The 14,358-nt window shown below is 72.2% G+C and carries 15 protein-coding genes; 13 read left to right on the top strand and 2 right to left on the bottom strand.

The annotated features are described in order from the left end of the window. Positions 1-7: 7 nt before the first annotated feature. Positions 8-256, bottom strand: a complete 249-nt coding sequence (locus AB0M95_RS21410; RefSeq protein WP_358517145.1) for a glutaredoxin family protein — start codon at positions 254-256, stop codon at positions 8-10. A gap of 278 nt (positions 257-534) precedes the next feature. Here AB0M95_RS21410 and AB0M95_RS21415 point away from each other — a divergent pair, with 278 nt between their 5' ends. The 13 genes from AB0M95_RS21415 to ccsB all read left to right on the top strand — a co-directional run bounded on the left by AB0M95_RS21415 (position 535) and on the right by ccsB (position 13,977). Further along, on the top strand, positions 535-1,230 hold the full coding sequence (locus AB0M95_RS21415) for a redox-sensing transcriptional repressor Rex (RefSeq protein ID WP_358517144.1): 696 nt from the start codon (positions 535-537) through the stop codon (positions 1,228-1,230). Continuing rightward, positions 1,227-2,570 (top strand): glutamyl-tRNA reductase, encoded by a 1,344-nt coding sequence (locus AB0M95_RS21420; RefSeq protein ID WP_363767203.1) that lies wholly within the window; start codon positions 1,227-1,229, stop codon positions 2,568-2,570. The genes AB0M95_RS21415 and AB0M95_RS21420 overlap by 4 nt, the downstream gene beginning before the upstream one ends. After that, positions 2,567-3,502: a hydroxymethylbilane synthase gene (gene hemC, locus AB0M95_RS21425; protein WP_363767206.1), complete on the top strand. Its 936-nt coding sequence runs from the start codon at positions 2,567-2,569 to the stop codon at positions 3,500-3,502. Before AB0M95_RS21420 ends, hemC begins: the two co-directional genes overlap by 4 nt. Before the next feature lie 125 nt (positions 3,503-3,627). Beyond that, positions 3,628-5,160, top strand: coding sequence for a uroporphyrinogen-III synthase (locus AB0M95_RS21430; RefSeq protein ID WP_363767322.1), 1,533 nt, complete (start codon positions 3,628-3,630; stop codon positions 5,158-5,160). A gap of 76 nt (positions 5,161-5,236) precedes the next feature. Continuing rightward, a complete protein-coding gene (hemB, locus tag AB0M95_RS21435; protein WP_363767209.1) occupies positions 5,237-6,223 on the top strand; it encodes a porphobilinogen synthase in 987 nt (328 codons plus the stop codon). Between the two features lie 94 nt (positions 6,224-6,317). Further along, positions 6,318-6,971 carry a bifunctional DNA primase/polymerase gene (locus tag AB0M95_RS21440; protein ID WP_358517136.1) on the top strand — a complete coding sequence of 218 codons (654 nt, stop codon included), beginning with the start codon at positions 6,318-6,320 and terminating at the stop codon, positions 6,969-6,971. Between the two features lie 59 nt (positions 6,972-7,030). Then, entirely contained in the window at positions 7,031-8,347 is a 1,317-nt protein-coding gene (gene hemL, locus AB0M95_RS21445) for a glutamate-1-semialdehyde 2,1-aminomutase (protein ID WP_358517134.1), read from the top strand. A gap of 50 nt (positions 8,348-8,397) precedes the next feature. Beyond that, positions 8,398-9,327 (top strand): LysR family transcriptional regulator, encoded by a 930-nt coding sequence (locus AB0M95_RS21450; protein ID WP_363767212.1) that lies wholly within the window; start codon positions 8,398-8,400, stop codon positions 9,325-9,327. A gap of 13 nt (positions 9,328-9,340) precedes the next feature. Further along, entirely contained in the window at positions 9,341-9,982 is a 642-nt protein-coding gene (locus tag AB0M95_RS21455) for a histidine phosphatase family protein (protein WP_363767215.1), read from the top strand. Positions 9,983-10,095: 113 nt separating this feature from the next. After that, the gene (locus AB0M95_RS21460; RefSeq protein ID WP_363767218.1) at positions 10,096-10,674 is read left to right on the top strand and encodes a TlpA disulfide reductase family protein; all 579 of its coding nucleotides are present in this window, start codon (positions 10,096-10,098) and stop codon (positions 10,672-10,674) included. A gap of 45 nt (positions 10,675-10,719) precedes the next feature. Continuing rightward, on the top strand, positions 10,720-11,451 hold the full coding sequence (locus tag AB0M95_RS21465; RefSeq protein ID WP_363767221.1) for a cytochrome c biogenesis protein CcdA: 732 nt from the start codon (positions 10,720-10,722) through the stop codon (positions 11,449-11,451). Then, positions 11,451-13,034 (top strand): cytochrome c biogenesis protein ResB, encoded by a 1,584-nt coding sequence (locus AB0M95_RS21470; protein WP_363767224.1) that lies wholly within the window; start codon positions 11,451-11,453, stop codon positions 13,032-13,034. Before AB0M95_RS21465 ends, AB0M95_RS21470 begins: the two co-directional genes overlap by 1 nt. Then, positions 13,024-13,977 (top strand): c-type cytochrome biogenesis protein CcsB, encoded by a 954-nt coding sequence (gene ccsB / locus AB0M95_RS21475; protein WP_363767227.1) that lies wholly within the window; start codon positions 13,024-13,026, stop codon positions 13,975-13,977. Before AB0M95_RS21470 ends, ccsB begins: the two co-directional genes overlap by 11 nt. Before the next feature lie 58 nt (positions 13,978-14,035). Here ccsB and AB0M95_RS21480 read toward each other — a convergent pair whose 3' ends face one another. Further along, positions 14,036-14,341 (bottom strand): PLDc N-terminal domain-containing protein, encoded by a 306-nt coding sequence (locus AB0M95_RS21480; RefSeq protein WP_363767230.1) that lies wholly within the window; start codon positions 14,339-14,341, stop codon positions 14,036-14,038. Positions 14,342-14,358 lie beyond the last annotated feature (17 nt).

The following is a 14,358-nucleotide window of genomic DNA, read 5'->3' on the forward strand; positions in this document are numbered from 1 at the left end:
GGAGGGTTCAGGCGCCGAGGGCGGCGCGCAGGCGGGTCTCGTCGACCCGCCAGAAGTCGTGCTGCACGCCGTCGATCAGTGTGACGGGGATCATGTCCCAGTACGCCTTCTGATCGGCCTCGGAGGCGGTGATGTCGCGTTCCTCCCAGGTGACGCCCAGTTCCGCGGCGACGCGCTGGATGACGGCCCTGGCGTCGTCGCACAGATGGCATCCTGGTTTGCCCAGCAGAGTGATCGTGTGGTCTCGCGGCGCCATGCGCCCAGCCTAGCGGCCCCCGCCTGGACTGATACGTTCCCGGAACGCCCATGGCGCGGCCCCGTACGGGTTCGCGGGGCCTGGGGCGGATCCCGGACCGCCACCCTTAACTGGGAGAGTGAACACCCGAGAGTGGGCTCTCACACTTTGTGCATGTCTTCACAAAGGGATTAACCTGGAAGCCTGCGCCCTCTCCTCGACATCCGTCGCAACCGCGAGCGCGGCCGGGGCGCACCGGCCGCCCGTCCCCTGGAGTCCCGGCCGAAGTGATCCGCCGCATGTCCCAAGCGCGTGAACGTGGCATCCCCGATGCGACCGTCGCACGGCTGCCCCTCTATCTGCGCGCCCTCAACGGGCTCGCGGAGCGGGGAACCGCGACCGTCAGCTCGGAGGACCTGGCCGTCGCGGCCGGGGTGAACTCCGCGAAGCTCCGCAAAGACCTGTCGCACCTCGGGTCGTACGGCACGCGCGGAGTCGGCTACGACGTCCAGTACCTCATTTATCAGATCTCCCGGGAGCTCGGCCTCACCCAGGACTGGGCCGTCGCCATCGTCGGCGTCGGCAACCTCGGCCGCGCGCTCGCCAACTACGGCGGGTTCGTGTCGCGGGGCTTCCGGGTGGCCGCGCTGTTCGACGCGGACGTGTCCGTCGTGGGGGAGCGCCTGGTCGGCATGGCCGTCGACCACATCGACGAACTCGAGGACGTGATCCGCAAGCGCGGCATCTCGATCGTGGTGATCGCGACGCCCGCGGCGGCCGCCCAGCCGGTGGCCGACCGGGTCATCGCCTCCGGCATCACCAGTATCTTGAACTTCGCCCCCGTTGTGCTCAATGTGCCTGACGGAGTCGATGTCCGCAAAGTTGACCTATCGACCGAACTTCAGATCCTCGCGTTCCATGAGCAGCGCAAGGCGGATCGTGAATCAGGGAGCCCCATCATGGCGGAGAACTTGGCGGAGGCGATGGACGCATGAGTCTTCTGACCGTGGGTCTCAGCCACAGGACGGCGCCCGTGGCCTTGCTCGAACGCGTCGCGGTCACCGGTGACGCCCTCGTGAAGCTGCTGCACGACCTGCGAAGCGATGAGCACGTGTCCGAGGTGATGATCGTCTCCACGTGCAACCGGGTCGAGGTCTACGCCGAGGTCGACCGCTTCCACGGAGGTGTGACGGCGGTCACCGAGATGCTCAGCGCGCACTCGGGCGTCCCCCAGGAGCAGTTGACGCGCCATTTGTACGTCCACTATGAGGACCGCGTGGTCGAGCACTTTTTCACCGTCGTGTGCGGGCTCGACTCGATGGCGCTGGGCGAAGGCCAGATCCTCGGCCAGGTGCGCCAGTCGCTGCGGCTCGCCCAGGAGCAGGGCACCGCGGGCCCCACGCTGAACGAGCTGGCCCAGAAGGCGCTGAGGGTGGGCAAGCGCGCCCACACCGAGACGGGCATCGACCGCGTGGGGGCCTCTCTGGTCGGGCTCGGCCTGACGCTGGCCGAGCGGGTGCTCGGGCCGCTCCAGGGCAGGCGGGCGCTGGTGGTGGGCGCCGGGTCCATGAGCGCGCTGTCGGCCGTGACGCTGGGCAGGGCCGGGGTGACCGACATCGTCGTCGCCAACCGCACCTTCGAGCGGGCCGCGCGCCTGGCGCAGAGCGTGGGCGGCCGCGCGGTCGAGCTGGCGGACGTCGAGAGGGAGCTGACCTCGGCCGATGTCGTCATCTCCTGCACGGGAGCGGGTAGCGTTGTCATCGGCACCGAGATGGTGGGGCGGGCGGCGCGGAGCAAGCCGCTATTCCTGCTCGACCTCGCGTTGCCGCACGACGTCGATCCGGGCGTCCGCACGCTGCCCGGCGTCACCCTCGTCGATCTCGAGTCGATGCAGGAGGCCGGGTTCGGTGACGGTCAGGACGGCGGCGCCTCCGACGAGGTCGCCGCGGTCCGCTCGATTGTGTCCGCCGAGGTGTGCGAGTATCTCCGGGCCGAGCGCGCGGCCAAGGTCACGCCGACGGTGATCGCCTTGCGCGCCAAGGCGGCCGACGTCGTCGAGACCGAGATCGGGCGCCTGGTCACCCGGGTTCCCGAGATCGACGGGCGGTTGCGCGGAGAGATCTCCCAGACCATCCGCCGGGTCGTGGACAAGCTGCTCCACGAGCCGACCGTGCGTGTCAAGCGGTTGGCGGCGTCGCCGGCGGGCGATCATTATGCTGAGGCGCTGCGCGAGCTGTTCGACCTGAACCCGAAGGTGCCAGAGGCAGTGACGAGAGCCGAGGTGGCCGAGGTGGAGACGGACACGACCGGGCGATCCGGCGAGGAGGACGAATGAGCGAGGGCCTGTTGATGGCGAGCCCGCGCGTCCTCCGGCTGGGCACGCGCCGCAGCCTGATGGCGACCACCCAGTCCCAGCAGGTGGCCGACCGGCTGACCATGCTCACCGGCCGTCCCGTCGAGCTCGTCGGCATCACGACCTTCGGCGATGTCACCAAGGCGCAGCTCGCCCAGCTCGGCGGCACCGGCGTCTTCGTGAGCGCCCTGCGCGACAAGCTCATCGAGGGCGAGATCGACTTCGCGGTCCACTCCCTCAAGGATCTTCCCACCAAGCCCGATCCCCGCGTCGTCGTCGCGGCGATCACGCCCCGCGACGACCCCAGGGACGCCCTGGTCGGCCCGGCCAGGCTCGCCGACCTGCGCCCCGGCGACAAGGTGGGCACGGGCTCCCCGCGCCGCGTCGCCCAGCTCCGCCTCCTGCGCCCGGACCTGGAGTACGTCGCGATCCGCGGCAACGCCGACACCCGCATCGGCAAGGTCGCCTCCGGCGAACTGCGCGCCGTCGTGCTCGCCGCCGCCGGGCTCGGCCGCCTCGGCCGCACGGCCGAGATCTCCGAGCTGTTCGACGTCGCGGACATGCTGCCCGCGCCGGGCCAGGGCGCCCTCGCCGTGGAGTGCCGCGCCGGGGACGACGTCTTGATCGACCTGTTGGCCGTCCTCGACGACGCGCGCACGCGCGCGGCGGTGACCGCCGAGCGCGAGGTGCTCGCCGCGCTGGAGGCCGGGTGCAGCGCGCCCGTAGGTGCGTACGCCTCCGATGACGGGCACATTCTCAACCTGACCGCCGCCGTGGTGGCCTTTGATGGCACGCGGTCGGTGCGCAAGTCCACCGCCGGGGATCCCTCGGCCGCCATGGAGCTCGGCCGCGATCTCGCGACCGCCATGATCGCCGAGGGGGCCGGCACGTTGATGGGGGAGCGGACCCATTGAGCTCCGGAAGCCAGACCAGCAAGACCGCCGAGACGGGCAAGCCTGAGACGCCCGGCACGACGAGCGGCGCGCCCGAGGAGACCGGCCATGACGCCGGGCGGCGGCGCGCCGGTTTCGTCGCGTTCGTGGGGGCGGGCCCCGGCGACGAGAACCTTCTGACCCTGCGTGGCGCCGACCTGCTCGCCCGCGCCGACGTCGTCGTCCTGGACCAGGAGGCGTACGCCCCGCTGCTGCGCCACTGCGCCGAGGACGTGACGGTCGTCGACGTCGCCGGCGAATCGGGCGCGGTGTCGCTGAAAGCCGTGCAGCACGCCAAGGCCGGGTGTCACGTCGTGCGCCTGTGCGCGGGCGACCCTGGCTTCTTCTCCTCGGTGAGCGAGGAGGTCGCGGCCTGCGCGAAGGCGGACGTCGACTTCGAGATCGTCCCGGGCGTGACGCCCGCGACGGCCGTGCTCACCTACGCGGGCATCGCCCCGGCGGCGTCCGCGTCCGAGTTCCGCATCGTGGATGCCACGCGTGTGGACGACTGGTCGCCGCACGCCGCCTGCGACGGCACGCTGGTGATCTACAACGGCGTCCAGGACGCGGTGGCGATCGGCAAGGCCCTGATCGCGGGCGGCAGCCCCGACACCACGCCCGTGGCCGTGACGCAGAGCGGCACCACGACCGAGCAGTACACCGTGGTCTCCGCGCTCGGCAGGCTCGCCGCCGATCTGAAACACGCCGACATCGCCGAGCCCGCGGTGATCGTCGTCGGGGACGCCGTGACCACCCGCGACCGGCTGTCCTGGTTCGAGAACAAGCCGCTGTTCGGCTGGCGGGTGCTCGTGCCGCGCACCAAGGAGCAGGCGGCCGGGCTTTCCGAGCAGCTCAGGTCGTACGGCGCGGTGCCCGAGGAGGTGCCGACGATCTCCGTCGAGCCGCCGCGCACGCCGCAGCAGATGGATCGTGCGATCAAGGGCCTGGTGACCGGCCGCTACGAGTGGGTGGCGTTCACCTCGGCCAACGCGGTCAAGGCGATCCGCGAGAAGTTCGAAGAGTACGGCCTGGACGCGCGGGCGTTCGCCGGGCTGAAGGTCGCGGCCGTGGGGGAGGCGACGGCACAGGCGCTGATCGCGTTCGGCGTCAAGCCGGACCTCGTGCCCGTGGGCGAGCACTCCTCGGAGGGGCTGCTCGCCGAGTGGCCTCCGTACGACTCGATGCTCGACCCGATCAACCGCGTGCTGCTGCCCCGCGCGGACATCGCCACCGAGACGCTGATCGCCGGGCTGACCGAGCTCGGCTGGGAGTGCGACGACGTGACGGCCTACCGGACGGTCCGCGCGGCCCCGCCGCCCGAGGCGACCCGCGTGGCGATCAAGAGCGGCGGGTTCGACGCGGTGCTGTTCACCTCGTCCAGCACGGTGAGGAACCTCGTCGGCATCGCCGGCAAGCCGCACAACGTGACGGTCATCGCGGTGATCGGGCCGCAGACCGCCACGACGGCGGAGGAGTTCGGCCTGCGGGTGGACATCATGGCCGACAACCCCTCGGCCGGAGCCCTGGCCGCCGCCCTCGCCGAGTACGGTGCCAAGCAGCGTCAGGCGGCCCTCGCCGCCGGCGACGTCCCCCGACGGCCCTCGCAGACCCGCAGGGGAGCGCGGCGCCGGGCCAGGTGACCCACCACAACCAGTAGAGATCCCCATCGCGACCGGCCGCGCGCGGCCGGTCGCGAGGTCAGGGAGGGGAGACACGATGAACGCGGGCTTTCCGGTCGCGCGGCCCCGCAGGCTGCGCCGTAACACGCCGATCCGCCGCCTGGTGGCGGGCACGCGGTTGCACCCGGCCGAGCTGGTGCTGCCGATGTTCGTCAAGGAGGGCGTGAGCGACCCGCAACCGGTCGCGTCCATGCCCGGGGTCGTCCAGCACACCCTCGACTCGCTGCGCAAGGCCGCCGGCGAGGCGGCGGAGGCGGGCGTCGGCGGGCTGATCCTGTTCGGTGTCCCGGCGGCGAAGGACGCCCGGGGCTCGGCGGCCGACGACCCGGACGGCATCCTGCAGAAGGCGCTGGCCGAGCTGAGCGCCGACCTGGGCGACGCCATCGTCGTCATGAGCGACACCTGCCTGGACGAGTACACCGACCACGGGCACTGCGGCATCCTCACCCCCGAGGGGGAGGTCGACAACGACGCGACGCTGGAGCGCTACGCCTCGATCGCCGTGGCGCAGGCCCGCGCCGGGTCACAGGTGATCGCGCCGAGCGGCATGATGGACGGCCAGGTCGGCGCGATCCGCGCGGCCCTGGACGCGGAAGGCTTCGCGCACATCCCGATCCTGGCCTACTCGGCGAAGTACGCCTCGGCGTTCTACGGCCCGTTCCGGGACGCCGCCGAGTGCGCGCCCCAGTTCGGCGACCGCAGCGCCTACCAGCAGGACCCGGCCGGTCCGATCGGCGAGTCGCTGCGCGAGGTGCGCCTGGACCTCCAGGAGGGCGCCGACGCCGTCATGGTCAAGCCCGCGCTGGCCTACCTGGACATCCTGCGCCAGGTGCGCGACGCGGTGGACGTGCCGGTCGCGGCCTACCAGGTGAGCGGGGAGTACGCGATGGTGGAGGCCGCGGCGGCCAACGGCTGGATCGACCGCGACCGCGTCATCATGGAGTCGCTCACCGCGATCAAGCGCGCCGGGGCGGACATGATCCTCACCTACTGGGCTACGGAAGTGGCCAGAAGACTACCCTGACGGGCCATTTTCCGGGGGTTTCCGGGGGTCGGGTCACCTGGTCCGCACGCCATCGGGCATCATCGGGGGAAGGCGAGGGTGGGGGAGGAACACGATGGTGGGGGTGCCGCTGGCGGCCCGCAGGGCCAAAAAGCGAGGCCGTGCCCATGGCAGAGTACAGACGATCACCTCGGTGCTCGAATACGCCGAGCTGGGCTGGGCGAGCTGCCTGGGCGCGCATCCGCTGCGCGAGGGAAGGCGCGCCTGTTCGTGCGACCGCGTGGGCTGTCCGGATCCAGGGGCGCATCCCCTGTCCCCGGCCTGGCAGATGATGGCGACCACGGACGCCGCGCTGCTGACCCGATGGTGGGAGCAGAATCCCGAGGCGAACGTGATTCTTCCCACGGGCAGGGTGTTCGACGTGTTCGACGTGCCGGCCTCCGCCGGACATACGGCACTGCTCGCGATGGAGGAATCCGGCTTCGCGACGGGCCCGGTAGCCACGAATGGCGACCGGGCCCTTTTTTATGTCGCCACACGTGGCGCCCCCGAGGACGAGGACGAGTGGTGGTCCTGCCACCTCGACTACGGGCCCGAGACCATCGAGGAGACCCCGGGCCTGCGCTGGCACTGCCGCGACAGCTACGTGCTCGCCCCGCCGTCGTCGCTGGTCGACGGCAGCCAGGCCCGCTGGCTGCGCCCACCCGACGGCCGTCCCCTGCCCGACCCGCTGCACGTCCTGGACCACCTGGCCGACGCCTGCGAATGACCGCGCTCGCGCCCGGAGGCGGCCGTCCGGGCGCGCGCCCCGGGCACTAGCCTGGGTCCGTGAGCCGTACGAAGATCTCAGAGGCCCTGTTCGGCCGTTCCCGCGCCGTCGTCCCCGGCGGGGTGAACTCCCCGGTGCGCGCGTTCGGCGCCGTCGGCGGCACCCCGAGGTTCATGGAGTCCGGCGAGGGGCCGTACGTCGTGGACGCCGACGGCAACCGCTACGTCGACCTGGTGTGCTCGTGGGGGCCGATGATCCTCGGCCACCGGCACCCCGCCGTGGTGGAGGCCCTGACGGCCGCGCTGGCGCGGGGCACCTCGTTCGGCACCGCGACCCCGGGCGAGGTCGAGCTGGCCGAGGAGCTCGTGGCGCGGGTGGGCCCGGTCGAGAAGGTCCGCCTGGTCAGCTCCGGCACCGAGGCCACCATGTCGGCGGTGCGGCTGGCGCGCGGCTTCACCGGCCGCTCGCGCGTGGTCAAGTTCGCCGGGTGCTACCACGGGCACGTGGACGCGCTGCTCGCCTCCGCCGGGTCGGGCGTCGTGACCTTCGGGCTGCCCGACACCCCCGGCGTGACCGGCGCGTCGGCCGCCGACACGATCGTCCTTCCGTACAACTCGCCCGAGGCGGTGCGCGAGGCGTTCGCGGCGTACGGCGGCGAGATCGCCTGCGTGATCACCGAGGCGTGCCCGGCCAACATGGGGGTCGTGCCCCCGGCCGCCGGCTTCAACGCGCTGCTGCGCGAGCTGTGCACGGCCTCGGGCGCCCTGCTCATCATGGACGAGGTGCTGACGGGCTTTCGCGTCTCGGCGTCCGGCTGGTACGGCCTGGACCCCGTCGAGGCCGACCTGATGACGTTCGGCAAGGTCATGGGCGGGGGGCTGCCTGCGGCGGCGTTCGGCGGCCGGGCCGAGATCATGGACAGGCTCGCCCCCGAGGGCCCGGTGTACCAGGCGGGCACGCTCTCGGGGAACCCGCTGGCGTGCGCGGCGGGGCTGGCCACGCTGCGCGCCTGCGACGACGAGGTGTACGACCGCGTGGACGCCGCGGCGCTGATCATCGGCCGCGCCGCCTCGGACGCGCTGGCAGCCGCCGGGGTGCCCCACCGCCTCCAGCGCGCGGGCAACCTCTTCTCGATCTTCTTCACGGCCGATCCCGTCACCGACTTCGCGGGCGCCCGCGCGCAGGACACCGGGGCGTTCCGGGCGTTCTTCCACTCCATGCTGGACCAGGGCGTCTACCTGCCGCCGTCGGCGTACGAGGCGTGGTTCCTGTCGGCGGCGCACGACGAGGAGGCGCTGACCCGCGTCGCCGAGGCGCTGCCCGCCGCCGCCAAGGCCGCGGCCGCCGCGTCCCAGGAGGCCGGACAGGGGTCGTGAAGCTTCAGCTCACTCGCGACTTTTGGTCGGCCATCGTTTAGCATCGCTATATGTTGGATCTCCACCGGCTCAAGGCCCTGCACGCGGTCTCGGTGTACGGCTCGGTCGGCGCCGCCGCCGAGGCGCTCATGGTCACCCCCTCGGCGATCTCCCAGCAGCTCGCCAAGCTGGAGCGCGAGACCGGCTCCACGCTGCTGGAGCGCAACGGGCGCGGCGTGAAGCTCACCGACGCCGCGGGGCTGCTCGCCGAGCACGCCGAGCGCATCCTCGCCCTGGTGGAGACCGCCGAGGCCGACTTCGAGGCCCTGCGCGGCACGGTCGTCGGGCGCCTGCTGATCGCCGCGTTCCCGACGGCGGCCCGGGGGGTCATGCCGCACGCGCTGGGCGAGCTCAAGCGGCGCCACCCCGAGCTGGACCTGATGATGTACGAGCGCGAGCCCGAGCGTCAGGTGCGCGAGGTCGCGCGCGGCGAGCTGGACCTGGCCATCGTCCAGGACTGGCAGAACCGGCCGATGGCCGTCCCCGAGGGGCTGTCGCGCGCGCCGCTGTTCGAGGACCCGGCCGACGTCGTCCTCGCCGCCGACCACCCCCTGGCCGGCAGGCCCGAGATCGACCTGGCGGAGCTGACCGGCGAGCGGTGGATCGGCTCGTCCCCGGGCACGTTGTGCCACGACTGGCTCGTGCTGACCCTGCGCCGGGCGTCGCTGGAGCCCGACTTCTCGTGCATCGCCGACGAGTACCCGACGCAGGTCGCGCTGGTCGGGGCCGGTCACGGCTGCGCGCTGATCCCGCGCCTGGGCCGCGGCGGGCTGCCGCCGGACGTCCGGGCCGTGCCGCTGAAGCCGAGGCCCATCCGGCACATCTTCGCGGTGTGGCGGACGGACGCCGCGCGCCGCCCGGCCATCCGCGCGGCCGTCGAGGTGCTGCGCAAGATGACACCCCCGCCCGGCCTCACGGCCGCGGCCGGTTCGGGCCAGTAGGCTGGTGTCCGTCATGACTGAAAGCACCATTGTTCACCTGCTCCGTCATGGAGAGGTGCACAATCCCCAGGGCCTCCTGTACGGACGGCTGCCCGGGTACCACCTCTCCGAGAACGGCCGTTCGATGGCCGAGATGGTGGCCAAGGCGCTCGCCGGCCGCGACGTCACCGCGCTGTACAGCTCGCCGCTGGAGCGTGCCCAGGAGACCTCCGTGCCGCTCGCGCAGACCTTCGGGCTGCCCGTCCAGACCGACGACCGGCTGATCGAGGCCGACAACGTCTTCGAGGGCCTGGTGATCGGCGGCATGTTCCGCACGCCGAGCAACTTCCGCCACATGTGGAACCCCGCGCGTCCCTCGTGGGGCGAGCCGTACACCGAGATCGTCGATCGCATACGGTCGATCATCAACCAGGCGCGGGCCGGGGCGCGGGGGCACGAGGTCGTGCTGGTCAGCCACCAGCTCCCGATCTGGATCATCCGCCTGGCCGCCGAGGGCCGCAGGTTCTGGCACGACCCGCGCCGCCGCCAGTGCGCGCTGGCCAGCGTGACCAGCCTCACGTTCGAGGGGGACCGGCTGGCGAGCGTCGGGTACAGCGAACCGGCCGGCGCACTCGTCAAACCGTCTAAAATGCTCAAATCGGCCAATCGGCGGTAGTCACCCCACACCTGCACAGGTACCGCCCCGATTTCGGGGGCGCGCGGCGTGCTGGATAGGGTTTGAAGCTCTACCGGTCGTAGTACGTCGTGAGTACAAGGAGACCCTTCTCGGTGTCCGCGAAGCCACGCGCCCTCGTCGCCGTCGTGCTCGCCATGACGGCTCTGGCGGGCTGCGCCGGAACCCAGGGAACCCAGCCGCAGTCCGGTGACACGCGCTACGTCGCCGGCGACGGCAGCATGCTCGTCGTCCCCGCCGCGCAGCGCCAGGCGGCCCCGGACGTCCAGGGCGAGACCCTCGAAGGCACGGCCGCCGCCCTGGCAGACCACAAGGGCAAGGTCCTGGTGCTCAACTTCTGGGCCTCGTGGTGCGCGCCCTGCCGCAGCGAGGCGCCCATCCTCAAGGACGTCGCCGCCAAGACCAAGGACCGCGGCGTCAGCTTCCTCGGCGTCGACTTCAAGGACGACAAGGCGCAGGCCGTGGCCTTCCAGCGCACCCAGCAGCCCGGCTACCCGAGCCTGTTCGACCAGCCGGGCAAGGTGGCGCTCGCCTTCCACGGCATGGTGAACCCGGCGGCGATCCCGTCCACTCTGGTGCTCGACCGCCAGGGGCGCGTCGCGGCGCGCGCCCTCGGCGAGGTCAAGTACTCCGACCTGCTCGACGTGGTGACCAAGGTCGGCGATGAGAAGTAGGGCCCGCGCCCGCGGCGCCCGCGTCCCGACCGGGCCGGGTGCGCCGTGAGCGATCTCACGACCACGATCGCGGCGGGCTCGCTGCTCGTGGCGCTGCCCATCGCGGTGGCCGCGGGGCTGGTGTCGTTCCTGTCCCCATGCGTGCTGCCCCTGGTGCCCGGCTACCTGTCGTACGTCACGGGCATGAGCGGCGACCCCCGGCGCGGCCGCATGATCGCGGGCAGCGCCCTGTTCGTGCTGGGCTTCTCGCTGGTGTTCGTGCTCGGAGGCGCCCTGTTCGGCGGTCTCGGCGCGCTGCTGCTCGGCAACGCCGACGTGATCACCCGCGTGCTCGGCGCCCTGACGATCGTGCTCGGCCTGGCGTTCCTCGGCCTGGTGCCCGGACTGCAGCGGGACGTGCGCATCCACCGCTTCCCAGCGGCGGGCATCGCGGGCGCCCCCCTGCTCGGCGTCGTCTTCGGCCTCGGCTGGACGCCCTGCATCGGCCCGACGCTGTCGGCCGTCCTCACGCTGTCCCTCGACCAGGGCAGCGCGCTCCGCGGGGCCGTACTCGCGTTCGCGTACGCGCTCGGGCTCGGCCTGCCGTTCGTCGTCGCGGCCCTCGCCTACCGCAAGGCCCTCAAGACGTTCACGGCGGTGCGCCGCCACTCCCGGCTCATCACCCGGGTCGGCGGGGCCATGCTGGTCCTGGTCGGCGTGCTGCTCGTGACCGGCCTCTGGGGGCAGATCATCGCGAACATGCAGGGCTGGGTGGGCGGATTCGAGCCGGTGATCTGATGACGCTGACCGAAGACGTCCGCGCCGACCCGGTGCGCCCGGCCGGCCTCGGCCCGGTGGGGTGGCTGCGCTGGGCCTGGCGCCTGCTCACCTCGATGCGCACCGCGCTGATCCTGCTGTTCCTGTTCGCGCTGGCCTCGGTGCCCGGGTCGATCTACCCTCAGCGGTCGATCAGCCCCGACAAGGTCGCGCAGTACTTCAAGGACAGCCCCGGCATGGCCGCCTGGCTGGACCGGCTGTGGCTGTTCGACGTGTTCACCTCGCCGTGGTTCGCCGCGACGTACCTGCTGCTGTTCCTCTCGCTGGCCGGCTGCGTCATCCCGAGGGCCGCCGCCCACTGGCGCGAGCTGCGCCGCAAGCCCCCGGCGGCCCCGCGCAACCTGTCCCGGCTGCCGCAGCACGCGTCCTTCGCCGCGCCCGGCAGGACCGTCGACGACTTCGCCGCGCTGCTGCGCGCCAAGCGCTTCCGCACGGTCACCGGCCCCGGCTGGGTCGCCGCCGAGAAGGGCTACCTGCGCGAGACCGGCAACCTGCTCTTCCACACCGCACTGCTCGCGCTGCTGGTCGCGGTCGGCGTGGGCTCGCTGTACGGGTACCGGGGGAACGTGCTGCTGGTCGAGGGCAACGGCTTCGCCAACACCGTCGCCGCCTACGACCGGTACATCCCCGGCCAGCGGGTCTCGGCCGAGTCGCTGGAGCCGTTCTCCTTCCACCTGGACGACTTCCAGGCCACCTACGTCGCCGCCGGCGACCGGCGCGGCCAGCCGCTGGACTTCTCGGCCCGGCTGAAGGTCGCCGACCGCCCCGGCGCGCCCGAACGCCCGTACGACCTGCGGGTGAACGAGCCCCTGGACGTCAACGGCACGCAGACCTACCTGCTCGGCCACGGGTACGCCCCCGCGTTCAAGGTGCTGGACGGCAAGGGGCAGGTCGCCTTCGAGGGCGCGGTGCCGTGCCTGACCGCCGACCAGATGACCTACACCTCCGAGTGCGTGATCAAGGTGCCGGACGCGCAGCCGTCCCAGCTCGGGTTCCTGGTGCGCTTCCTGCCGACCACGGTGCCCGCCGCAGACGGGTCCTGGGTGTCGATCTTCCCGGGCGCGGCCAACCCCACGGCCCAGGTGTTCGCGTTCTCCGGCGACCTCGGGCTGAAGTCCGGGCAGCCGCAGTCGGTGTACCAGCTCGACACCACCGACCTCAAGCCCCTCGTCATGGGGAACAAGACCAAGCCGCTCGCCGTCGGCGACACCCTGCCGCTGCCCGGCGGCGCGGGGTCGATCCAGCTCACCGGCGTCCGCGAGTGGATCAGCCTCCAGATCGCCTACGACCCCGGCCGGGGACCCGCGCTGGTCGCCGCCGCCCTGGCCGTGCTCGGCCTGGTCCTCTCGCTCACCGTCCGCCGCCGCCGGGTCTGGGTCCGGGTCGGCACCGCGGAGAACGGCGAGGAGGTCGAGGTCGGCGGGCTGACGCGCACCGACGGCGGCGCCGTCTTCGCCGACGAGTTCTCCACGATCGTCACGACCCTTCGAGGACGCGAGGCCGCCGAGGCCGATTCGCGTGAAGGAGCGAACCATGCCCACTGAGATGTCCGGGCTCGCCACGCTCAGCGACCAGCTCGTCCTGGCCGCCGTCCTGCTCTACGTGTTCGCCATGATCGGCTACGCGCTGGACCTCGGGTTCGGCCGCGTCCGCGCGGCGGTGGTGGTCCCGGCCCGGAAGCTCGTCGCGGTAGGCGCCGGCGGGGCGGCCGAGAGCGCCCCCGAGAGCCCATCCGCGCGGGCCGAGGGGCCCGAGCCGCCCGCCTGGGCCGCGCGCGCCGCCGTCGCGGCCGTGGCGCTGAGCTGGCTCGGCTGGGCCGCCAACCTCGGGGCCATCGTCGCGCGCGGCCTCGCGGTCGGGCGCTGGCCGTGGGGCAACATGTACGAGTTCGTGGTGGCCATCTGCTTCGCCGCCGTCTCGGCGTTCCTGGTGATGCAGATCCGCCAGCCCGTCCGCTTCCTCGGCGCGTTCGTGTCGCTCGCGGCGGCCCTCGGGCTCGGGTTCGCCGTCCGCTACCTGCACGTGCAGGCCGGGCCGGTCGTGCCCGCGCTGAAGTCCTACTGGATCGCCATCCACGTGACGGCGGCGATCCTCGCGGCAGGGCTCTTCATCCTCGCCGGGGTGGCCGGAATCCTGTTTCTGGTCCGTAAAGAGGGCCCCTCGCGGCTGCCCTCGCGCGCCGACCTGGAGCGCGTCGCCCACCAGGCCATCGTGATCGCCTTCCCGATCTGGACGTTCGCCGTGATCGCGGGCGCGCTGTGGGCGGACAAGGCCTGGGGCCGCTACTGGGGCTGGGACCCCAAGGAGGTCTGGTCGTTCATCACCTGGATCGCCTACGCGGCCTACCTGCACGCCAAGGCGACCGCCGGGTGGAAGGGCAAGGCCGCGACGATCGTCCAGCTCATCGCCTTCGGCTGCCTGATCTTCAACCTGGTGGGAGTGAACATCTTCCTGTCGGGCCTGCACTCGTACGCGCAGGTCCCCTAGCTGTTCCTATGGCCGCGCCTCCGGCTCGGCGGTTCGGGGCGCGGCGGGTTCGGGGCGGTCAGTCGTCCTCGCGGTGGAGGCGGCGGTCGAGGTCGCGGAGGAAGTCGGGGTCGTCGTCGGGGCCGCGGGCCACGGGCGGCCGGTGGTCTCCCGGGCGGGCCACACGCCGCCGCACGGCCTGCTCTCTGAGGGGGCGGCCGAGGAGCAGCCACAGCAGGCCGCCGATGTCGGCCAGGAGCACGACGATGAGGACCCACAGCAGCTTCGGCAGGTTCCGCACGTCCTCCTCGGGTGTGGTGATCACATCGAACAGGCAATACAGCCAGAAGGCCAACAACGCCAGGCCAAGAAGCACGCTAGGCATGTCCGCAGCGTAAGCCA

The organism is Sphaerisporangium sp. NPDC051017 (genome assembly GCF_040683095.1).
In the GTDB taxonomy this organism is placed as follows: Bacteria; Actinomycetota; Actinomycetes; order Streptosporangiales; family Streptosporangiaceae; genus Sphaerisporangium.